Here is a 21,648-nt window from a genome sequence, read left to right as displayed (position 1 = left end):
AAGTTAAACAGGTCACTTAGCTTCATACATAAATGTGCACAAAGCCAATTACACTCAGCGTAAATTGAATAGCAATCGCCATTAGCAGTTTAACTTGAAACGACACTTTATTGGTTTTATGTCGGGTAAAATGCATCACTAAATGCGTTGTACTGTGTAGCGCTAAAGCAGACAACAAAATGAGTGTCTTTTCTGGTACCCTTTGCGCCTCTTTCTTAGCACTTGATTTATCTTTATAAAAAACCACACACATTAGTATGTTTAACAATATAAGCGCGCCAATCACAATCAATAGCAAGGTCATGTTATTGCCCAGTATTGGTATAAATAGCATAGCAAGGGCAATTAAAGACACTGCAACCCCACATTTGCTGATAAACATCACTAAAGTATTAAACAATGTATCCCTCTCTTTGCTTACACAAGCTAAAGTCAAATTGTGACATTTATTAACCGCCTTTTGTCTCTTGTGGATTATCACTGAGTCGTTTTTGATTAATTAAGTTAAACAACTCAACGGTTGCCATTGCGTCGTTTAAGGCTCGGTGATGACCGTTTAATGCAATCCCTAAATCCTGACAGATTTTACCCAGCGAGTAAGAGGCATGGCCAGGAAGCCACTTGCGGCCCAATTGGACTGTACATAACTTCGCACGTTTAAAATATCGTTCTTGACGGGCAAATTCCGCTTTTATAAAGCCAAAATCAAAATTCACATTGTGCGCAACAAAAATGGCCTGCTGGCTGAAAGCATCAATGTCATCAATCACTTCACTAAAAATAGGGGCATCACTCACCATGTCATTGTCTATTCCTGTAAGCTCAGTGATGTAACGCGGTATTCGCCGTTGTGGGTTAATCAGGCTATGCCACTGTCCAACAATTTTACCATTGAGCACTTTAATCATGGCAATCTCGGTGATTTTATCATGCTCTTTTTTACCCCCTGTTGTCTCTATATCTACAATGACATAAGGTTGATCTGGCTGAACTTGCCACTGAACGGTTTGAACGGATACATCAAAGCCAGACTCAATCAGTTTTTTAATCGTGATCAGCTGGTTACGACGAAGACTATCGCCAGGCGCTTTCACTTCAACAAACTTAACTGAATTTTGGCAAAGCATCAGGTCGGGGTAGCCGTCTTTGAGCCCATTGAAATCTTTACTCATAGCACGAAGATGCTTACACACAGCATCAAGAGGCGCGTGTTTTGCAAATTCAAAAAGCTGAGCAAGTCCATCAGGATGCCAATGCATCAAACGATTGTGAGAACCAAACTTTTCTGACGCTTGCTTAACTAACCAATTTAATAACTGTGAATTACTCGAAAACGTACTTAAACGCTGCTCTATTTCCACCTCAAACACTTGATAAAAATAGTTATCTTTAATGCACTTGGGTGTGCGCTCAAACTCATTTGAAAACGCATTTCTTGAGTCTTCAAACAACTCATGCCAAAAACTTAAACAAAATAAGGTGCGCCAAAGCTTATTTTCACAGTGATAAGCTTGAACCTCTGAGCGACCATAATACTCAACTAAGCCTTGTTCAACGTATCCGACATAAGCTTCATCCAGTGCGATCGGCGCACCACTGCCTCTTAACATATCTGTCAGTAGTGAAGTACGGGATTGGGTAAATTTAAGTCGGTAGAAGTCCTCAGCAAAAAACAGCAGTTGCTCGTCACCGGGCGCGTCAAGTATCTGCTCAATCAACTCTTTACACTTGTCATGCTGACCTTGTGCGTACAGTTGGCGGATATATTTTTCTTGCGCCTTAGGGTGAGCACTTAACGTCAGTAAAGCGGCGCTTAAATCTGAATCTTCACTGGCAACTAGGTTTGCTAACTTATAACAGAGATGGTCGTATTTTACTTTTGCTAACTGGCCCTCTGGGGAAGTGTATTCCCCTGACACTAATTTCCGTGCATGCTCTATCAAAGAATTAGACGGCAATAATTTTAGCTCGCTGTACAAATTACAATATTGGTAAGCACTGAGTGCTTCTTCTCGGTGTTCAAAATGTGCATTGCCCTGCTCTCTTTGATTTTGCGTTTGCATCACCCCTAAATCTCGCATCGAAAACTGCGACAGTGCACCACCTAACTTTCCAAAAAATAAAAACAAAAAATAGGAGAAATCCGCTTTGAAAGGCGAAAAAAAGTATTCTTGAAAGATAGCTGATGCAGGGTGGATACCCTCTATCTGAGATAACGTATAGTCAAGCCACTGTGCTTTTTTTGCGGATTTTACAGGTGGTTCATCAAAAGTATGGGTTTTCACAAGGGCAATGAGCTGGGTTTTGTTCAGTTCTGAAATTAAGCCTTCAAGCTCGGAATTGGATGTTGCATGACTTATCCAGCCACATGTTTTTAGCGTTTGATAAGCCTGATCATAGTCTGTGATTTCATCGTAAACGAGATCAGTATCGCACACAAAATCACGCTTTCGATTGATCACCCGAACTAATAAACACTGCGCATCTTGCGAAAGGCGCTTAAACTCATTAATTTTCTCTCGCTGCTTATCACTTAACAAATCCCAGCTGGTTTGCGTTAAGTAATCAAGCAGCTCAAAAAAGTGCGTGAGATAATATTTTTCGGGCAGTGTTTTCAAAATTAGAGCCTGTATATTTAAACAGTACTCAAATATGCCAAAATTCCCGCTAGATAGCCATTCATTTTTTACTCTGTTAAATCAGAGCGCGCAGTTTGTGTACTCAAATGCGCTTTCAGACATTGTAACAAGGTCCCAGGTTGAATTGGCTTTGTTAAATAATCATCCATTCCGGCATCTCGGCATTTTTTCTCATCGCCACTCATTGCGTTTGCAGTAAGCGCAATAATTTTGATCTCTTGGTTACTATGCCCTGCTTGTCCTTGCCTAATTAAACCTGTCGCCTCATACCCATCCATTTCAGGCATTTGACAGTCCATGAGCACCAAATCATAGGGTTTTGAGTGTTGGCAGTGACGCAATGTGTTAATCGCTTCTTGGCCATTAGTCACAACGTCAACAAACTCAATACCAAGCTTTTTCAGCATGCTTGTTGTAACTATTTGATTTACGTGGTTATCTTCAGCCAGTAATAAACGGGGTTTTGGATCCCAAACAACGGGCTCAGACGCATCATTGTCTTTAAACGATTTCAAATAATGAGAAGTAACAATCGGTTTTGCATTGGCAAGCGCTTCACCATCTTCTCCTACTACCGATAATGCATTGTGTAAGTCTGTTGTAGTGGCTGGTTTAGGGAAATACCCAGAGAACCCTCGTTTTGCAAAATATGCCGCATCTCCTTGATGTCCCATAGATGTCATCATAATCAGCTTAATACTGCTCAGCCTAGGATCAGCCTGCATCTCAGCGCCAAGCTTTGCGCCATCCATCACAGGCATCTGCATGTCTAATAAGGCAATATCAAATAAGGTTTTACTTGGGTCTTTTAGTCGTGATTCGCATTGAGAAAGCGCTTCTATAGCAGACGAAGCCTCAGTCACAGAGGCGCCCCAAATTTCCAATTGCTCTCGAAGTACAGTACGGTTTGTTTGATTATCATCGACGATTAATAGCTCTAATTTGCTGATATCAAATTTGGGCATTGGTCGGTTATTTTGCTCACCTATTCCTAAGCTAATAGAGAAGTAAAACTCACTGCCAGAGCCCTCTTCACTTTTCACTCCAATACTACCGCCCATCAATTCACAGAGCTTTTTAACAATCGATAAACCTAAGCCCGTACCGCCATATTTTCTTGTGGTAGATGAATCTACTTGGGAGAAGGTTTCAAATAATTTATGTTGCTTTGATAACGGTATGCCTATACCAGAGTCAATAATAGAACAGTCTAAACGAAGCTTGTCGTCTACTTTATTAAGTTCGGCACGAATAATGATTTCGCCTTCATCAGTAAATTTAATCGCATTGCCTACAAGATTAGATAATACCTGTCGCAAACGGCTTGGGTCACCTTTTACTACTGAGCTGTCGACCTTTACGATATCTAAAATGAGCTCGATACCTTTGCTTTGAGCTTGCAATGCAGCAGATTCTGAGAAATCACCAAACAGTTCTCGTAAATCAAAATCAAGTAACTCAAGCTCTAGCTTCCCAGCATCAACTTTGGAGAAATCTAATATGTCATTGATTAGGTTAAGCAACGAATTAGCACTATTCATCGCAAGCCGTGCACGATGCTTTTGTTCATCATCGAGTGGACTATTCATCATTAAGTTAAGCATACCCAACACCCCATTCATCGGGGTGCGGATCTCGTGACTCATCGATGCCAAGAAGGCACTTTTCGCTTCGCTCGCTTGCTCAGCTTGGACTTTCGCATCTGCCAATGCTTTTTGTTGACGAATTTGCTCTGTCACATCTTGCAAAATACCCACATATGCGATCAATTTTTTGTTTTCATCCAACACAGGACCAATGTGCATATTGTTCCAAAATGGCTCGCCGTCTTTGCGATAATTCAGTATTTTTTCTCTATGCGGTTGCTGTAGCTTTATCGCTTCACGGATTGCTTCGACTGCAGAACTCGATGTTTGCTCACCTTGTAAGAATCGGCAGTTTTTACCAATAACTGATTCATCATACCCAGTAATTCGCTTAAAGGCTGAGTTGATAAAGCTCAAAGGCATGTCTTTTTTATAAGCATCTGTGATCACAATACCGACATCACACGACTCAATCGCATAAGCTAATAAGTCATTATGCTCTTTCGCTTTTTTAAGTGCTTCTTGATACATTTTTTGATCAGTGATATCGGTCAGTGAGCCCGACATACGCACTGCTTTATTTTGCTCATTACGAAGCGCCAAACCCTTTGAACGATAAAATCTAAAGTCACCGTTTTGATTACGCATTCTAAACTCAACGTCAAACACATCTCCGCTTTCCAAATGCGTATTCAACGCCCCAAATGTATGGGTTTTATCTTTTGGGTGGATAGCTCGCTCCAAACTATCAAACACATCAGGAAACCCGTTAACATCATTAGCACTATAGCCCAACAGCTCTCTAAATCTGGGTGAGTAAAACATACTACCCTTTTCTATGTCCCAATCCCAAATCCCGTCATTACTGCCTTTGATTGCTAATTTAAATCGCTCTTCACTTTTTTGAGTCTCTTTCTGAGACAGCTGTAATTGCTTAAATGGGTTTAGCAATAGTTGGCGCCCAAAGAAAAACAGCAAAAGGAAAGACAATAACAAACTAATCACAACCGCTTTTGCGATGGCTAAAATAAAGGTGTTTACGCTATTTTGAATGATCTGTTGGTCAATAAAGAATTTTATCTCTATATCTGTATCTGGTAAGCGGCTTTCGAACAGCTGCAAATACTCTAAACCCTCCTCAGCATTGCTGTACTCAACCCATTGACCAGCAAGCTCAACCACTAATTCACTTTGCCTCATGTCGATGGCCAAAAGCGAGGCTAGGTCGGTTTTAAATTCAGAGATCAGTACTCCTTCCGTAAAACCGTTGTATTCTATGGGCACAGCCAAAATAAACTTGAACTGTTGCTCTTCTTGTTTTAAGACAATCGCTTGACCAAGCTCACCCAATAACATCTGATCCAGCCACGGTTCACGACTAAATTTTCCACTGTATAGAGGTGAGTTTGTAAAAACCGGCTCAGAAAGCACATTGTACAGGTGCAAAGGTACATGCCCGCCCAGCACCTTATAATCTTTTAAAAAATCAGACAGCGAAGCGCGCGATATATCACTGCCCATCACTGCATTTGAAAGCATTGGGATTTTGGCTAAATCCTTTAATAAGATAAGACGTGTTGACACAAACTGACCAAGGTTACTAACCGCCAACTTTGCTTCGGTTTGTCTTGCTTGCAGTTGAAGCTCTTTCACTGAGCTATCCGCTCGAGTACCAACCAAAGACAAACTAATAACAATTGATAAGACTAGGCTACATAACAAAAAGGCATAAAAAGCCCTGTCTGAGGACATGCTAAATACCTTATTCAGCCAGCGGATCATGAATTACCCACCAGCACTTTGGTACTGCCGTTAGACTCAAAGTATGCCATGCATAAATCGCCTATTCCTAAGGCCTCATGGGCGTCTGGATTTTGTTTACTCCACTTAGAATAAGGGTTTTGGTAAGTTTTGATAAGCCCTTTAACAGGCTTATCAAGTTGCTCAAGGGCACTTCTAAATGCAGCTCTGTCTTTAGACATATCACCGGTTAATTTTATTTGCTCGATAGCCGCTAACGCAACTTTTGCTAAATCATAACCATGGATGAATCCGGTAGGCGCAAATAAAAAGTCACGCTCTGCAAATTCATCAGAAAACATGCGTTTAGCATTGTTCCACACTTTACCTGCTTGCCCAGATAACGGGCGCTGCTGAAATGAGAAACAACTTTGGATAAAATGTAAATCTATGCCTGATGCAAGATCTACTTTCGCCTGCTGAAAAAAGTCCCCGCCCGTGATTCCCCAGTGACTAATAATTGGAATTCGTTGTTCCTTTGGATAGTCAGCCATCGCTGAGACCAGTTGCTTGCCTTCAATGGCATTACCAACAAACAAAATACAATCACTGTCTTTTGCGACCATTTCTCTGATGTGAATTTTTGCACTGCTTTCCTTCATGCCCCAATCAAACCAAGTCACCGTTGCCTCTGGGTTACCCAAAGCTTTACCAATTGATTTATAATTTGATTTCCCCCAAGGCGTTCTTTCTAAGAAAAGGTGAGGGTTTTTGCACGCGCGTTGATTAGCAAATTCCACGAGCTTAATACCCGCTTTGGTGTCATCCACAGACAGGCGAAATACCCAATTTTCACCCTCATCATAACGTGTGATAGGGCCACCTGCTGCCCAAGGTACCAAAAGTGGGATTTGGTTGGTATTGATAAACTCTCGGTATTTTATGTAAGGGGGAGAATGTAGACCACCCAGCACAAACAGCCCAGATGGATCTTTCAAAAAACGCTTAAAGTTCAAAAAGCTGCGATTACTGTTACCACGATGGTCTCGAGATAACAGTTTAATTTTAAAACCTTGCGCTTGGTTGTCTACTTCATCTAACGCAGTCAAAAAACCCATTTTTATCGCAACAGCTGACTGTCGATGGGTACTATAGTCTGAATCATGATAAATATGTAATTCAGGTAAGCTTTTTTCTTTTGCAAATAAGCAAGTCGACAACACGACAAAGAGCACGGCGCAACAGTATTTGAACATAAGCACTAATCAATTATTTTTAGCTACTATAAAGTTAGTCTATCTTGCCTATGAATTACAATTCCATCAAAGTATTAAATATCAATTAATTGTCTAATCGCTTGCCAAGTCTGTGGACTGTTTATAACCCTACCGTGGCCTTGACCTTGTGTACTATGTAAACTGGCATGGCTGTGTTTCTCAACCTGAGCCAAAGTATGCTGGTATGGCGCATATTTATCTTCCTTATCATGAACCATTAAAAGCTGTGATTGCTTAGCCAAGTGATTTTCTGCTTGCAGGGACTTAAATACCATATCATGCTCTGTCTCTACTTCATTAAGTAGTCGATCCACCAGTTTATCGGTTATCCCTGTCGAGTAAATACGCTCCTGAAATGAATTGTAAAAATCAAATGTAGGCGCAATCATGACGTGTTTGGCATCACAAGTTGCATTTACTGCGCTAATTGTGCCCATGGAATGACTCACTATGCCCCTAATTTGTTCATCTTCATACTCAGCTAAAACATGTTTGAGCCCTTTAATGAACAGAGGTAAATTTGCAAACTTGCCAGCACTTTTTCCATGTCCAAAATGGTCAAAGCCCACCACAGAAAACCCTTCATCAATGACTTTTTGCATCAATGGATAAAATTGACTCACGCCGCCAGACCAACCATGGGTGAAAACAAGTCTTGGACCTTCTCCACCTTCTACCAAGTTTAGCGCACCATAGGGTGTGTCAAGTTTATGGCGACTCATCTGCTGTGGTACTGCGACCTCTTTACGCCCAGCTGCTGGTGTTAACAGTAATTTTCGAGTCGCGTTTAAGCTCATTTTAGGTGCGAATTTGGCCATTAAACTCGACACCCCTCTAGTCACATGGAAGCTCATTGATTTTTTATTCTTGTCAGAAAAGTATATTTTACTGCTCATGCGTTTTGGCTCCATATTTATCTAACAAAGCATTAAACCCTGTTTGAAAACGACTACGCTCATCATCTTCAAATGATAACCAGCGCAGATTTTGACTTCCGAGATATAAAGAATACAGTTCGAACACAAACTGTTTTGGACAAGTGTCTGAATTAAAGTCGCCATCTTGAATGGCTTGCGAGACTATATGTTGTAAGTAGCTTAGCCAGTTTTTTAACGTGGCTTGGATGTGCTCCCTAAGCGCGCCAGGTTGGTCATCAAACTCCGCCGCAGCATTGATAAAAATACACGTTGCCGCATCTGGCTTATACCAATTAAGCCAGTTTTGACAAAGCTGGTTTAACTTTGCCAAGCCCCTCGAATCTTTATCACACGCTAAAATGACATGCTCTTTAAATAAGTCAGATGCATATTCAAGTACATTTAACTGCATAGTTTCTTTAGAGTTAAAATGACCAAACAGCCCAGATTTAGACATACCTGATGCAGTAGCCAACATGCCAATTGTCAGATCATTTAGGCCAGTTTCAGACGCCAATGCCAAGCCTTTGGCTAAAATTTGCTGTTTAGTTTGTTTACCTTTACCCATAATACGCAAAAAAAGAACGAACGTTCGTTTTATATTAATCAATACTCTAGGGAGATCAAGGTTTATTTAATGTGGTCTTTTCTCAGTTTAGAGGGACTATTCTAAAACCACTTAAAAAACAAAAAATTAACGACACAAAAAAAGAGCGCATATCGCGCTCTTTTATTTTGCTTAACATGCTAACCCACGTTAGCTGCCAGATCCTGCATCTCCACTCATTTGGCTTTGGATGTAGTTTTGAATACCAATTAAATCTATCAGGCCAAGGTGCTGTTCTAACCAGTAGATATGATCCATTTCTGTGTCATCAAGCAAGGCTTCTAAAATTTCTCTTGTTACGTAATCTTGCTCTTCTTCACATACGGCAATGACCTTTTTCAGATGATCTTTCACCACTACTTCGGCGGCTAAATCATTTTCGAGCATTTCTTTTACATTACTGCCTACGTTGATAGGCGCACGTGAAGCCGTATCAGGTGTTCCCTCTAAAAATAAAATCCGCTCAGTAATACGTTTAGCATGATCCAACTCTTCTTCATATTCATGAGACAATTTGTCATGCAAACGCGCCATTCCCCAATCTTCATACATTTTGGAGTGTGCTAAATATTGATCCATTGAACTGAGTTCAAGGGTGAGTTGCTTATTTAGCAAGTCGATAACTTTTTTGGAACCTTGCATAATTTAATCCTCTATCTGTGATTGAAGATAGTTTTCAATACCCGTATTCTTAATTAAGAAGTCTTGAGTTTCGAGCCAGTCCACATACTCTTCTTCATACTCTAAGATTTCTTCGAGTAACTCTCTACTGACGTAATCTTGCTCTTTCTCGCACAAATCAATGGCTTCGCGTAGTGCTGGTAACTGCTCATGCTCAAAAGCAAGGTCGCAGCTGAGCATTTCTTCGGTGTGCTCACCAATGCGTAACTTTTCAAGATGCTGTAAATTCGGTAAGCCTTCTAAAAATAAAATGCGCTCAATCAAATCATCTGCTTGCTTCATATCCTTGATTGATTTTTTGTAGGCTTTTTCGTTTAACTCTTCAAGTCCCCAGTTTTTGTACATACGTGCATGTAAAAAATATTGGTTAATTGACGTGAGTTCGAGTGTCAAAATTTTGTTCAAAGTGACAATTACTTGCTTACTACCCTTCATAGGGCCCCCTAGTGGCAAAATCAGTTAGACGCTATTTAACACTAGTCCAATATTCGTACTTGGCAAGACTAAATGAAAATAACAAAAAAGTTTTAATATCCTTTTAAAATAAATAACTTATAAAAGAATTAAGAACAATTTTCATTGCCAATAACAATTGAATTAAGGTCTCGATTAACACTTTAAACACGCCGTTGCGATTACCTAACTTGGCTACTTAACTTTCTTTACAGTTTCGACGCCTAAGCGCTTAGCTAAACGGACTAAATTTGCTCGATCAATATTAAGTGCTCTGGCCGCCGCTGCCCAGTTGAGCTGATGGGTGTTAAGTGCTTTTAAAATAAGACTGCGTTGAAATTCTTCTGTGGCCTCTTTTATTGGCTGTAACATAACCTCCTGCTCGCCATATATATGTGTTTCCAGTTCCCCCTTTGGAGATTCAAAACTGAGTTCACAGTGGCTAGGCATAATTTTGATAATGTCTTTTTGCCAATTTGAATGCTTCGCTTTGAGTGCTGCGCGACTTAATACATGCTCCAATTCTCGAACGTTACCCGGCCAGTCATGAGCTTTTAAACTTGCAAACAAATCATCATCCAGTAAAAGTTGAGACACTCCTAGCTTCTTGCGAAGCTGCTCTACAAAGTAGCCAGCCAGTGGGACTATATCTGTATTGCGGTGTTTAAGGGCTGGAACCTGAAGTGGGAAAACCCTTAAGCGATGATACAGATCTGAGCGAAACCGACCTTCATCCACTTCTTTTTGTAGGTCTCTATTCGTCGCAGCCACAATCCGGACATTCACAAAGTGTGGTTTATCGCTGCCTACGGGCTGGATCTCACCACTTTGCAACGCCCGCAGTAATTTACTTTGAATATGCAGTGGCAATTCGCCTATTTCATCTAAAAACAATGTGCCCTGATCGGCTACCAAAAACTTGCCTTCACGGTGTTTATCTGCACCTGTGAACGCCCCTTTTCGATGACCAAAAAACTCACTTTCTGCTAGATTGTCAGGCAAAGACGCACAGTTTACTTGTACAAATGGCCCGGTACTGCGATTAGATTGCGCATGTAATTGCCGTGCTACCAACTCTTTACCTGTGCCAGTTTCTCCTTGAATAAGCACACTCAGATCAGAGTTTGCAACTAGGCTAATGTCCGACTTAAGCTTTTGCATCGGCACAGACTCACCAACCATGGTGTATTGCTGATGGCTCAGCTCATTTAACATCGCAATCCCGGATTTGGCGCGCTTAGACAATCTATGCATGTTGTCTACTGCACTAAAGTGGCTAGAAACCGATGCTTGCACCATGGTAAGTAAAGAAGCACCATAGCCATCGAAAGCATACGGGCTTAAACTATCAAATGTGATCACGCCCAATAACTTATCTTGCTCGTACATTGCAAAGCCCATACAAGCATGCACAGGTAAATCCCCCGTCTCCGCTATCAACATGCCATCATAGGGGTCGCTCAGTGGACAATCAGCAGGAAAAATCACCGGTACCGTTGCGCTGTGCGCTATTTCTTTTAGTCTTGGATGCTCTGATAATTGAAATCGTCTCCCCATGACTTCTGGCGCCAGTCCTGTCGCAGCCAACGGAACCAAGGCCCCTTGCTCGTGACCAAGTACTGCTATCGCATCTGCACCAATTAAAGCTTTAAGCGCATTCATCACCGCACCACAATATGACACTAAATCAACCTCGTTATTTTTTGGCAACGCCTCAGCAAGTGATTGATTAAATGTAATTAGTTGGGATAACTCTCTTTTATCCATGTCATATTGACCTATTAAATATAAAAAGACTTTATTTAAAATATGTCAAATTGACTCTAAAGTAAATCATAAAAGCCATAAGCATCTGTTTTTATTAAAATTAAAAGTTGGCACATCTTGTGCGATGTATATGACACGAACACAACCTAAGTGGGTATACATATGCAAATACAACAAGAGAACTTTACGGGCGTTTTTACTCGTTTACTTAGCACTTCGAATTGGCTACTTGTCGCCAGTATAGTCGGCTTTGGCCTCGCTATCATCGCCAGCTACCCGTTTTCTCACCTGCTATCTATACCCATACAGGTCAGTGCGCATATTGGCAGTTTGTTGTTCGCCACTCTATTAAAAATTAGCTATGTAGTGCGGTGCTTGTGCCAGTACAGCTTAGGCTTGGAGGTGCGCTAGTGACGATGTTGCCAATTGAAGAACCTCTACCAAAACCCATTCTATTTAAGCCAGCCACTTGGCCCTTTTTAATGTTAGGGTTTAGACCTTTATTCTGGCTATCAGCGACTTGGGCAGTCGTCAGTATGCTCATTTGGGCTGGTGTTTTATCCGGTATTTTACACTGGCAAAGCCAAGTACCCGCGACGCTTTGGCACGCCCATGAAATGTTATTTGGCTTTGCCAGTGCCGTCGCTATCGGTTTTCTGTTCACCGCTTCAAAAAACTGGACGGGGATCCCAACGATAAATGGCGTTCAGTTGCTATTGCTGTGCAGCTTGTGGTTAGCCGCAAGATTAATTTTTGTATTCTCCGATAGCCCTTACATTTGGCTCGCTATTTGCCAAGGCTTATTTTGGTTACTGAGCATTACCCATCTGGCCAATACATTGGTGCAAGCCAAGAGCAAAAATAACTATCAATTTATCGTTATTTTGTCGCTCATGGCGAGTGTCAACTTGACCTTTATCTGGTTGATTTACAACCATAACTACATGTTTGCACTCACTTTGTCATGTATTGGTGTACTTGGTTTTACTTTTTTAATCAGCATCATTGCAGGACGCGTATTACCGTTTTTTATTGCAAGAGGGTTAAACCTGCAATCGCAAACGACAACGCCTTTGCTCAACATAGCATTGTTTTGGAGTGCTTTATTAGGGCTTATCGGTTTCTTTGCTCACCATGTATTTAATAGCCCTATAAACCCAGGCTACCTGCTCATAGTAACAGGCCTGTTGCATATCGCTCGAAGCGTGTATTGGTTCAAATTCGCAATCTGGCAAGTCCCCTTACTTTGGTCGCTCTATATCGCATATTGCTTGATGGCCATAGGCTTGATCGGATTTGGCGGTGCCTATTTGAACTTTGCGTGGCAAGCCAAAGACGCTTTGCACTTGATCACCATAGGTGCAATGGGTCTGATGATTTTATCAATTATGTCCAGGGTTTCACTGGGACATACTGCAAGACCACTCAAGGCACACCCGCTTCTGAGTGTGGCATTTGCACTGTGTTTTCTATCAGCCCTGATCAGAAGTCTATTTCCTTTATTTATCAATCCGCACGATGCATGGCTTGCCAGCGCTATTTTATGGTCTGGTGCATTTACCATTTTCGTTGCGATTTACACCCCTATTTTAATGAAACATCGCCTCGACGGGCGTCGTGGTTAATTGGAGAATACCTATGTTATCAACTCAAACAATTAAACTGGTTAAGGACACCATTCCTCTGCTTGCTAATGCTGGCCCTGCGGTCACTGATCACTTTTACAAACGTATGTTTAGTCATAACCCTGAGTTATTAGATGTTTTTAATATCAGTAATCAAAAAACCGGCAAGCAACAGTTTGCGCTATTTAGTGCACTGGCGGCTTATGCAACCCACATAGATAATCCCGCGGTATTGGCGCAGGCTATTGAGCGCATCAATCATAAACACGCCAGTTTAAACATTTTACCTGAGCATTATCCCATTGTAGGTACCCATCTATTGGCCACATTACAGGAAATGTTTCCCAATGAATGTACACCAGAGATCATTGATGCTTGGGCCCAAGCTTATGGTGCTTTGGCTGACTTATTCATCACTCAAGAAGAAGCAATTTATCAAAATAATGAACATAAATCTGGAGGCTGGCGCGGTCGTCGTCGCTTTGAAATTACCAAGATTGTACAAGAGTCAGAAGTTATCAAGAGTTTTTATCTAACGCCGCTAGATAAACGACCTGTGGCTAGCTATCAAGCGGGGCAATACCTTGCCGTTGATTGTGAGATTCAAGAGTCTGAAAATCGCCAGATCAGACAGTACTCATTGTCGCAATCAAGTCAAAGCGATCATTATCGTATTTCAGTTAAAAAAGAGGGGCTGGTTTCAAACTATTTACACACTCTTAAGGAAGGCGATGAAATAGATGCATACCCTCCTGCTGGTGATTTTGTCCTGTTAGCGTCAGATGCACCTAAGGTATTTATCAGTGCAGGTGTCGGGATCACACCCATGATGGCGATGCTGCAAACAATCAAATCAAACGCATCAAACACACCATGCTGGTTCTTGCATGCGGCACGTACGCATTCTGAGCACGCATTTTATGACAATGTAGAAGCTTTCAAACCACAAGTTTCCTCTCTGCAAAGCCATTATTGGATAGAGAATAACGCCATCGGGCACCGCGAGGGAAGAATGCACCTAACTGAAATATCCTCTGAATTACCAATAGAAACCGGTGAATTTTATCTCTGTGGGCCAAGCGCATTCATGGCGTTTATAAAAACCCAATTAATTGATTTGGGTGTTGACGATAGCCGTATTCTTTACGAGGTGTTTGGCCCTCACCAAACTCTATAACTGACCCATCCTAGTATGGGTAACCTTTTAAAAAGAGCCAATCGGCTCTTTTTTATTCACCGCATATTGTTGGAATGTGAATTGCTTAAATTTAAAGCAAAGCAAATACAAGGACAGAATATGCACATTCAAAATACAGCGCACACATATGCGCCAACACGGCAAAGTACGTTAACAACGCCTGTACAAAATACCGACCAAATAACGCAATCAACCAGTACAAACAGCCCTGAACGCGCATTTGATTTCACTAACATGACCTTAAAAGAGCAAAGTGAGGCGGCAAATACACATTATGAATCAGGTTATTTGACCATGGGTGAAATGGCATTTTTAACCGGTCGCTATGGCCTTATTAAACATGATGGTCAACTGGGCGGTACCACGTTAAATGACGCTAACACCAAATCATTTAACGTGATAGAGCAAATGCGTGAGGACCTCGCTTATGTAAAATCACAGCACCCGGCCAATTCTGATGTGGTAAACAATCACGAAGCATTGCTTAAGAAAATTGAACACTATCAGTATGGTATCAATACACATGCTTAATCATGCAGACAGGCAAATTGTTATCAAGACAGTTTGCCCCTGTTCAAAGCTCATCACCATCTATAACTATAATTGCATGTACCAGAAACCACTCTTTTATTAACCTAATTTATATCAATATCTTAAAGTAAAAACCGCTTATATAAATACGCACCAAACTCAACATTCTGTCTGTTTTTTAACCTTCCCACTTGATCTCTGAAGTACTTGCTCTAGTTTTAATGTTACTAAACTGTAACAATTGGAACATATACATGAAAAGGTTCATTCTGATTCTCATTTTAGGCTTTACGTCTTGCTTTACACACTTAGCTTATAGCCGAGACACCCTCGAATACCCAGTGGTGCTGGTACATGGCTTATTTGGATTCGATAACTTGCTCGGTGTTGATTACTTTTATCGAGTCCCCTCAATCATTCAACAAGAAGGTGGCAATGTATTCGTCGCAGAAGTCTCCTCTGCACATAACTCAGAATTGAGAGGTGAGCAACTGCTTGAGCAAGTCGCTTTGATCAGGGCACTAACGGGTAAAGACAAAGTCAATTTAATCGGCCACAGCCAAGGTGCACAAACAATCCGCTATGTGGCAGCAGTAAAACCACAGTGGGTTGCATCGGTAACCAGTATTGGCGGTGTAAATTGGGGGAGTCGATTTGCCGATGTCGTTAGAGGCGGTGTTGACAGAGGTTCTTTTTCTGAGCTGTTTTTGGCATCGCTCGCCAATACATTGGCCGGCTTAATTGATCTGCTGTCAGGAAAAGCCACTGCGCCCAAAGATGCTTTACAAGCACTTGAAGCATTAACCACAGAAGGCACCCTTGCATTTAACCAAAAATACCCTGAAGGCGTACCAAACCACTATTGTGGTCAAGGCAACATGCTTGAGCACAATGGTGTTTATTATTTTTCTTGGAGTGGCGCTAAAGCATGGACCAATGTGTTTGACCCCGCCGATACCCCTTTGGCATTTATCTCACAGGTTTTTGACGAGCCTAATGATGGACTGGTGTCAGCCTGCTCGAGCAATTTAGGGCAGGTCATAGGCAATGATTTTAAAATGAACCATTTAGATCAAGTCAATCAAACCATAGGGATCCACCATCTATTTGAAACTGATCCGTTAACTTTGTACAGACAACATATTATTCGCTTAAAAGGGCTCAACCTGTGAAAGGAAAATATCTGTTAACGGTGGCGATTGCTGGGGCGCTATGCGCCTTGGTTTTATGGTACTTCAATAACAACAGAAACAGCGCTGAGCAAATCGTACTGCACTATCCTACTGTTCAAAAACCTAAAACACGTGCAACAACCGAGAGTCCTGTTAGCTCAGGCCCCATAACAATATGCAGCACAGTGACAAAATCACACAAAACATACATTGACGATTGGTTAATTACCTTGCAGCATAAACAGCAAGTTGAAAGCTGGGATCAGTTTATTCATCAGCTGCCTGTTTGCTTGCAATCACTCGCCCATGATTACATGCATTATAAGATGGCGCTTACAGAGTTAGACCCGAATTTAGACATACATGAACGATTTGAAGCTTTAACCGCCTTACAAAAACAACACTTTTCTCATCCGGTTATCCATGCATGGTTTCAAGATGAAAACAGCTGGCACGGGCACACCCTGACACGTTGGCACATTCTCTCTGACAAAACACTCAGTGATGACATACGCAACTCACTACTCGATGCACATATCTCTCAACTGCCAGACGCGCAGCGACAGATAATTGAATCATCACTGCGCTTCTTTGAACTGAAAAACAACTGGCATGGAATGAACCATAACCAATTTAGTGCAAATTTTGGTGATGAGGCAGCCCAGCGACTTGTTACATTACAATCTAAGCAACAACTGTGGCTGCAAAGAATTAAACACTATAAACAAGCTCATCAGGCGATTGTGGCGCAAGCCCCAATTGAACAGCACAGTGAAAGAATCACCACTCTCAAACATAACTTATTCAACAGTAATGAGTTAAAACGTCTAGATGTGATCTTGGCTAGTGAGCAGGCTCAATCGCCGTAATTGCAGCTGCTCACCATAAAGTTAGGCTAAAATACTCTCTCACCTTGTTTTTTCGAGGTCAGAACAAATGCTTTTTTCAGCCCTAACCGTTTATATTTCGCGGTTATTTCAACAGAGCTAAGGGCATTATCACCGTAAAAAACATTATGGAATGACAGGTTCTTCGTGTGATCCACATTGATAAACTTACCCATAACGATAATTTGGTCTATCTCACGGCCATTGCCATGGTGAGACGCTTGAGGAGACAACATCAACCCCTCCAAATACTGGGTTTGTTCACCCTGTTGCATATAAATGCCAGCCAGTACTTGCTTGAAAATAGTCTCTTTTGCCTGCTTAAATTCAGTGAAAGACAGGTGTCTATCTTTATCTGTATCCGCCGCTAAAAAGTTAGATGCCGATAGCGATATCACGGTATAAACTCCTGTTTCATCGAAGTTAAGCGTACCACGCTCAGCGACCATAAGGTGTGCATTAGCAGGCACGCTGAACACCAAAAAACACATACACCAAAAGTGATTTTTAAAATAAGTCATTACATCTACCTCTTTTATATTTCACCTTTCACACAACGCTGAAAATATGGATAACTGTCCGTTGCATAGTAATGATAAATGCCTTCAGGAAATTCAGGTGTGACACCAAAGCGCCCATTACACTCGTCTAGATCTCCACTACCCGCTACGTATTCCCAATCCTGTGCAAAGGTGCCTAACGCATAGACTGAGGTAGATGGTCGATTGCTGCTGACATTTTCAACCAGTTGATAGCTACCTGTGATCACTTTGAGCGCGGACTGTGCATCATCAGCATCGCTATAACCATATCGCGCATAAATTGGAAAGCCATCTGCCGCCCAACCAATTAATGTCATGGTTGTGTCTGAGCCACCGCGAAGCGCTATAAACCCTTCTGGCATGCCATGGTAATGATATGATCCATCCGGTTGCACATGAGCGTTATTATCATCGGTACCAAAATCAAAGCTCGTTTGACCCAACGCTTCAATGCTCCAGTTTCCCGTATTCCCCACTAGCGAACAATCATTGCCAGAGTCATCACAGGAGCCAGCTGTATTGGCATCAATTTTTACACCATTCAAAACATAACCCGTTGCACCTCTTGGGCCACCGAGCGTTGAAGTGGTCTCAGTTTTTGTTGGCGTCAGCGAGTAGCTGATTGACACTGACGTTTCACTGATCGTATTTGGATTGCCTGGATTTGGGAAAGTACCTGTTTGGTGGTCAGGAATGCCATTTGCAGTTAAGGTTCTTGCACTGCCTGTACAATTCCAATCGGCATTACTGGTTGCTTGGACCGATGCAGAGTCATTAAACTCATTATAGAAATAATCACATAACACACCGTCAGTTGAACCTGATGTCGCAGCAGTCCCATTATCAACATCATCTGAGCTATCCGTGCTGCCACTCGTGTCGCCTGAATTGCCAGTGCTAACACCACTCGTCGTGTCTGATGTTGAAGTGTTGCTACTGGTATCTGAAGTGTTATTCGAGCTACTACTAGATGTACTGGTATCAGCTGTGTTATTTACACTTTGCTGTGTAATTGACTCAGTTTGTGTGTTATCGCTACTACTGGAGCCACACCCTGCCAACATTAACATAGTCGCACTTGCTGTAAGTACAGATATGTTATGAACAATTGAACCTTGCTTCATATCAACACTCCCATAGAAAAAGAAACTGTCATCACCAAATGTGGTTAACTATTGCTGTTTTTTTAACTATAGGAGCTGATTGTGCAAACACTGTGCAATAAAATAAATAATTTATAATTCTTTTTACAAGGAATATAAAACTAACTTTTTGAAATCGAAAGTTTGGGGTTTTCTTTGATTAAATTCATCATCGGAATAAATAACGGTTGTGGTAAGTTATCCCACGTAAACCACTGCCACTGCTTACATTTATGCGGTTCTAAAATTTGTGCATCTCCTTCATCACATCGCGCCTCTACAAATATTGTGATGTAATGCTTATCTTCACGCTCAAAAATATCATTCGTGAAACCAACTTGTTTAACATCCACAACCGTTAATCCGGTCTCCTCAAGTACCTCGCGGGCCGCACAAGACTCAATACTTTCGCCAAATTCCAAATGACCACCGGGCGTTGCCCAGGTATTTGCGCCATGGGCCCCAATACGCTCACCCAATAAAACTTGATTGCCACGCTTGATAATAACACCAACCCCGACACGGACTACTTTACTCATGGGATTTCCTTTTATAAATGAGTGGAGCTGGATTTTAACCCTAAAGTAGACTTAGGCAAGCAAAGATTACGTTGTAACTCAGTTAAGAGCGATTTATAACTGAGTTACAATACAATCGAATAAACCCATGGATTAGATCACCCACAAATCCATAAATCGGTTCACCGGTGTTTTTAACAGTCGATGTTTATCATCAAACAAATCAATAATTTGATTACACTGGCCTTTAGGAAAACGAGTTTCCAAGTTTCGTTTGAATTTTGCTTTTAATACAGGAATGCCTTCTTCGCGGCGGCGGCGGTGGCCAATTGGGTACTCCACCTCAATTTTGTCAGTGCAACTTCCATCATGAAAATGGATCTGAATCGCATTGGCAATTGAGCGCTTGTCAGGGTCATGATATTCCTCACTGTAACGCTTGTCTTCGATAATCACCATTTTACTTCTAAGTAAATCGATTTTCGGGTGCTGCAGATGAAACTCATCTTCATAGTTTTCAGCACTCAATGTGCCAAATAATAAAGGGACTGCGACCATATATTGCAAGCAATGATCTCTGTCAGCTGGGTTTGCCAACTCACCTACTTTAGAAATAATTCGGATTGCAGATTCATGAGTTGTTATTTCTATACGTTTTATATCATCAACTCGGTTTAAGACTTGCTTATGAAGCATGACAGCTGCTTCACAGGCAGTTTGCGAGTGAAACTCTGCGGGGAAACTCAGTTTAAAAAGAATGTTTTCCATCACATAAACACCATACTCCCTTTGGAAGCTAAACTTGCGCTGTGCTTGGGGCTTCAAAGCGAGATCTTTATTCGTTTGACTAAAAGATACATCGTAAAACCCCCACTGCGGCGCACTCAAAACCCCCGGAATGCCCATTTCTCCCTTAATCGACATATCGGCTAACCTTACCCCTCGAGAGGTCGCATCCCCTGCCGCCCAAGACTTTCGTGAGCCAGCATTAGGCGCGTGTCGATAGGTTCGAAGTGATGATCCATCTACCCATGCTTGAGAGATAGCAGCCATGACTTGCTCTCTATCGCCACCCATAAGATCAGTTATAACCGCTGCTGTAGCAACACGCACAAGTAATACATGACACAAACCAACGCGATTAAAACTATTCTCTAACGCCATTACACCTTGCACTTCATGTGCTTTAATCATGGCAACAACAACATCTTCGATAGTCAACGGAGCAAGCCCAATACTCATATTTTGCTGAGATAAGAAATCTGCAACCGCTAAGATCCCCCCAATGTTATCCGAAGGATGCCCCCACTCTGCCGCTAACCATGTATCATTGAAATCCAGCCAACGAATAATACACCCGATATCCCAAGCCGCTTTCACTGGGTCTAAAGTAAACTGGGTACCCGGAACTCTTGCACCGTTTGGTACCAAAGTCCCTTTTACCAATGGCCCCAGATGCTTTGTACACTCTGGAAAACTCAAGGCCAGTATTCCACAACCTAATGTATCCATTAAACAGTAGATAGCCGTATCAACCGCTTCTTGAGACTCAACTTTATAATTTATAACGTAATCGGCTATATCCTGAATTTCCTGATCGTAACTTGGGCGGTTTGCCAAATCGACATTTGCACTCATAGTGCCACTCCTGTGGTTCGCTGTTAGATGATTTTCATGCCAAAAAGTAATGCATTGCATAACTCAATCGAAAAATGAAAGGCTGAGGTATATTTTTAGTTAGTGTAAGGATATGCACCGCAACCTTTGCAAATGATATTTATTTTCATTATCATTTGCAAATAACAATACAGCAGTGATTTAAATGCTTTGATGTATTATTAGAAAAAGGATAAACATGTCAGCCCAACTACTTACATTGGTGTCGTCCACTAACTCAGATTCTTTGACGATAAAATACAATCGATTGATAGACAGTGCACAAACTGCATACCTGTTTGGTCATCAAGAAAAAGCAGCTAACTGCTATCAAGAGGCATTTAAAATTAGTCTCAAAATTTTACAACAACCAAGTGCAAATAGAGTGTCGATTAACCGAATAGTTGAGGTGTGCAATTACTGCTTTGATTATTGTCCAATTTTCAATGAATCAGATAATTTTTGCTTCTTAGAAGCCGCTGCAGATACGCTAAGCAAATTGGTGCAAAGCCAAAGGGAATTAAAAATAAGAAAAAAAGCCTTAGATGGGTTGAAGAGTATTGCTTGTTTGGCATGTGAGCTTGTCCGCTTTAACCAAAGTATTCGCTGTCAGGTTATTATCGATCAATATGTGAAATTAGAATCAACACATGCTAGATATTTATCTCATTGAGTAAAACATTAAAATGGCTGTGCCACAATCGAGCACA

Annotated in this window: 20 protein-coding genes; 7 read left to right on the top strand and 13 right to left on the bottom strand. The window is 41.5% G+C overall.

What is annotated here, in order from left to right; all coding sequences use genetic code 11:
- Nucleotides 1–22: 22 nt before the first annotated feature.
- The 9 genes from L1077_RS10370 to norR all read right to left on the bottom strand — a co-directional run bounded on the left by L1077_RS10370 (nt 23) and on the right by norR (nt 11,667).
- Entirely contained in the window at nt 23–355 is a 333-nt protein-coding gene (locus tag L1077_RS10370) for a DUF1294 domain-containing protein (RefSeq protein WP_237136775.1), read from the bottom strand.
- Between the two features lie 94 nt (nt 356–449).
- Nucleotides 450–2,618, bottom strand: a complete 2,169-nt coding sequence (locus tag L1077_RS10365) for an exonuclease domain-containing protein (RefSeq protein WP_237136774.1) — start codon at nt 2,616–2,618, stop codon at nt 450–452.
- Nucleotides 2,619–2,686: 68 nt separating this feature from the next.
- Entirely contained in the window at nt 2,687–5,977 is a 3,291-nt protein-coding gene (locus L1077_RS10360; RefSeq protein ID WP_237136773.1) for a response regulator, read from the bottom strand.
- A gap of 26 nt (nt 5,978–6,003) precedes the next feature.
- A complete protein-coding gene (locus tag L1077_RS10355; protein ID WP_237136772.1) occupies nt 6,004–7,221 on the bottom strand; it encodes an ABC transporter substrate-binding protein in 1,218 nt (405 codons plus the stop codon).
- Nucleotides 7,222–7,295: 74 nt separating this feature from the next.
- Nucleotides 7,296–8,138, bottom strand: coding sequence for an alpha/beta hydrolase family protein (locus tag L1077_RS10350; RefSeq protein ID WP_237136771.1), 843 nt, complete (start codon nt 8,136–8,138; stop codon nt 7,296–7,298).
- Nucleotides 8,128–8,727, bottom strand: a complete 600-nt coding sequence (locus L1077_RS10345) for a TetR/AcrR family transcriptional regulator (RefSeq protein ID WP_237136770.1) — start codon at nt 8,725–8,727, stop codon at nt 8,128–8,130. Before L1077_RS10345 ends, L1077_RS10350 begins: the two co-directional genes overlap by 11 nt.
- Before the next feature lie 189 nt (nt 8,728–8,916).
- On the bottom strand, nt 8,917–9,408 hold the full coding sequence (gene bfr / locus L1077_RS10340) for a bacterioferritin (RefSeq protein WP_063362615.1): 492 nt from the start codon (nt 9,406–9,408) through the stop codon (nt 8,917–8,919).
- 3 nt (nt 9,409–9,411) lie between these two features.
- The gene (gene bfr / locus L1077_RS10335) at nt 9,412–9,882 is read right to left on the bottom strand and encodes a bacterioferritin (protein ID WP_063362616.1); all 471 of its coding nucleotides are present in this window, start codon (nt 9,880–9,882) and stop codon (nt 9,412–9,414) included.
- Nucleotides 9,883–10,095: 213 nt separating this feature from the next.
- Nucleotides 10,096–11,667: a nitric oxide reductase transcriptional regulator NorR gene (gene norR / locus L1077_RS10330; RefSeq protein ID WP_237136769.1), complete on the bottom strand. Its 1,572-nt coding sequence runs from the start codon at nt 11,665–11,667 to the stop codon at nt 10,096–10,098.
- A 162-nt stretch (nt 11,668–11,829) separates the two neighbouring features.
- Here norR and L1077_RS10325 point away from each other — a divergent pair, with 162 nt between their 5' ends.
- The 6 genes from L1077_RS10325 to L1077_RS27580 all read left to right on the top strand — a co-directional run bounded on the left by L1077_RS10325 (nt 11,830) and on the right by L1077_RS27580 (nt 17,062).
- Nucleotides 11,830–12,078, top strand: coding sequence for a hypothetical protein (locus L1077_RS10325; protein WP_237136768.1), 249 nt, complete (start codon nt 11,830–11,832; stop codon nt 12,076–12,078).
- Nucleotides 12,079–12,083: 5 nt separating this feature from the next.
- On the top strand, nt 12,084–13,292 hold the full coding sequence (locus L1077_RS10320; protein ID WP_237136877.1) for an NnrS family protein: 1,209 nt from the start codon (nt 12,084–12,086) through the stop codon (nt 13,290–13,292).
- Nucleotides 13,293–13,305: 13 nt separating this feature from the next.
- The gene (gene hmpA / locus L1077_RS10315; RefSeq protein ID WP_237136767.1) at nt 13,306–14,469 is read left to right on the top strand and encodes an NO-inducible flavohemoprotein; all 1,164 of its coding nucleotides are present in this window, start codon (nt 13,306–13,308) and stop codon (nt 14,467–14,469) included.
- 120 nt (nt 14,470–14,589) lie between these two features.
- On the top strand, nt 14,590–15,021 hold the full coding sequence (locus L1077_RS10310; protein WP_237136766.1) for a hypothetical protein: 432 nt from the start codon (nt 14,590–14,592) through the stop codon (nt 15,019–15,021).
- Nucleotides 15,022–15,275: 254 nt separating this feature from the next.
- Nucleotides 15,276–16,193: an esterase/lipase family protein gene (locus L1077_RS10305; RefSeq protein WP_237136765.1), complete on the top strand. Its 918-nt coding sequence runs from the start codon at nt 15,276–15,278 to the stop codon at nt 16,191–16,193.
- The gene (locus tag L1077_RS27580) at nt 16,190–17,062 is read left to right on the top strand and encodes a lipase chaperone (protein WP_237136764.1); all 873 of its coding nucleotides are present in this window, start codon (nt 16,190–16,192) and stop codon (nt 17,060–17,062) included. Before L1077_RS10305 ends, L1077_RS27580 begins: the two co-directional genes overlap by 4 nt.
- Nucleotides 17,063–17,088: 26 nt before the next feature.
- Here the strand turns inward: L1077_RS27580 and L1077_RS10295 are convergent, their stop codons facing one another.
- The 4 genes from L1077_RS10295 to L1077_RS10280 form a co-directional block, all read right to left on the bottom strand.
- Nucleotides 17,089–17,601: a hypothetical protein gene (locus L1077_RS10295; protein WP_237136763.1), complete on the bottom strand. Its 513-nt coding sequence runs from the start codon at nt 17,599–17,601 to the stop codon at nt 17,089–17,091.
- Nucleotides 17,602–17,615: 14 nt separating this feature from the next.
- Nucleotides 17,616–18,746, bottom strand: coding sequence for a YHYH protein (locus L1077_RS10290; RefSeq protein WP_237136762.1), 1,131 nt, complete (start codon nt 18,744–18,746; stop codon nt 17,616–17,618).
- Between the two features lie 140 nt (nt 18,747–18,886).
- Nucleotides 18,887–19,303 (bottom strand): nucleotide triphosphate diphosphatase NUDT15, encoded by a 417-nt coding sequence (locus L1077_RS10285; protein WP_237136761.1) that lies wholly within the window; start codon nt 19,301–19,303, stop codon nt 18,887–18,889.
- A 132-nt stretch (nt 19,304–19,435) separates the two neighbouring features.
- Nucleotides 19,436–20,920: a bifunctional 2-methylcitrate dehydratase/aconitate hydratase gene (locus L1077_RS10280; protein ID WP_237136760.1), complete on the bottom strand. Its 1,485-nt coding sequence runs from the start codon at nt 20,918–20,920 to the stop codon at nt 19,436–19,438.
- Nucleotides 20,921–21,137: 217 nt separating this feature from the next.
- Here L1077_RS10280 and L1077_RS10275 point away from each other — a divergent pair, with 217 nt between their 5' ends.
- The gene (locus tag L1077_RS10275; RefSeq protein ID WP_237136759.1) at nt 21,138–21,611 is read left to right on the top strand and encodes a hypothetical protein; all 474 of its coding nucleotides are present in this window, start codon (nt 21,138–21,140) and stop codon (nt 21,609–21,611) included.
- The last annotated feature ends 37 nt before the right edge of the window (nt 21,612–21,648 follow it).

It is taken from the genome of Pseudoalteromonas luteoviolacea (genome assembly GCF_021654285.1).
In the GTDB taxonomy this organism is placed as follows: Bacteria; Pseudomonadota; Gammaproteobacteria; order Enterobacterales; family Alteromonadaceae; genus Pseudoalteromonas; species Pseudoalteromonas luteoviolacea_J.
Note: the sequence above shows the minus strand (reverse complement) of the source record. Positions and strands in the feature narration are given on the sequence as shown.

Bases quoted from the DNA above. Each gene is read 5' to 3' on its own strand.
- L1077_RS10360 (WP_237136773.1), bottom strand. From the start codon at position 5,977: ATGTCCTCAGACAGGGCTTTTTATGCCTTTTTGTTATGTAGCCTAGTC.
- L1077_RS10355 (WP_237136772.1), bottom strand. From the start codon at position 7,221: ATGTTCAAATACTGTTGCGCCGTGCTCTTTGTCGTGTTGTCGACTTGC.
- L1077_RS10350 (WP_237136771.1), bottom strand. From the start codon at position 8,138: ATGAGCAGTAAAATATACTTTTCTGACAAGAATAAAAAATCAATGAGC.
- L1077_RS10345 (WP_237136770.1), bottom strand. From the start codon at position 8,727: ATGGGTAAAGGTAAACAAACTAAACAGCAAATTTTAGCCAAAGGCTTG.
- bfr (WP_063362615.1), bottom strand. From the start codon at position 9,408: ATGCAAGGTTCCAAAAAAGTTATCGACTTGCTAAATAAGCAACTCACC.
- bfr (WP_063362616.1), bottom strand. From the start codon at position 9,882: ATGAAGGGTAGTAAGCAAGTAATTGTCACTTTGAACAAAATTTTGACA.
- norR (WP_237136769.1), bottom strand. From the start codon at position 11,667: ATGGATAAAAGAGAGTTATCCCAACTAATTACATTTAATCAATCACTT.
- L1077_RS10325 (WP_237136768.1), top strand. From the start codon at position 11,830: ATGCAAATACAACAAGAGAACTTTACGGGCGTTTTTACTCGTTTACTT.
- L1077_RS10320 (WP_237136877.1), top strand. From the start codon at position 12,084: ATGTTGCCAATTGAAGAACCTCTACCAAAACCCATTCTATTTAAGCCA.
- hmpA (WP_237136767.1), top strand. From the start codon at position 13,306: ATGTTATCAACTCAAACAATTAAACTGGTTAAGGACACCATTCCTCTG.
- L1077_RS10310 (WP_237136766.1), top strand. From the start codon at position 14,590: ATGCACATTCAAAATACAGCGCACACATATGCGCCAACACGGCAAAGT.
- L1077_RS10305 (WP_237136765.1), top strand. From the start codon at position 15,276: ATGAAAAGGTTCATTCTGATTCTCATTTTAGGCTTTACGTCTTGCTTT.
- L1077_RS10295 (WP_237136763.1), bottom strand. From the start codon at position 17,601: ATGACTTATTTTAAAAATCACTTTTGGTGTATGTGTTTTTTGGTGTTC.
- L1077_RS10290 (WP_237136762.1), bottom strand. From the start codon at position 18,746: ATGAAGCAAGGTTCAATTGTTCATAACATATCTGTACTTACAGCAAGT.
- L1077_RS10285 (WP_237136761.1), bottom strand. From the start codon at position 19,303: ATGAGTAAAGTAGTCCGTGTCGGGGTTGGTGTTATTATCAAGCGTGGC.
- L1077_RS10280 (WP_237136760.1), bottom strand. From the start codon at position 20,920: ATGAGTGCAAATGTCGATTTGGCAAACCGCCCAAGTTACGATCAGGAA.
- L1077_RS10275 (WP_237136759.1), top strand. From the start codon at position 21,138: ATGTCAGCCCAACTACTTACATTGGTGTCGTCCACTAACTCAGATTCT.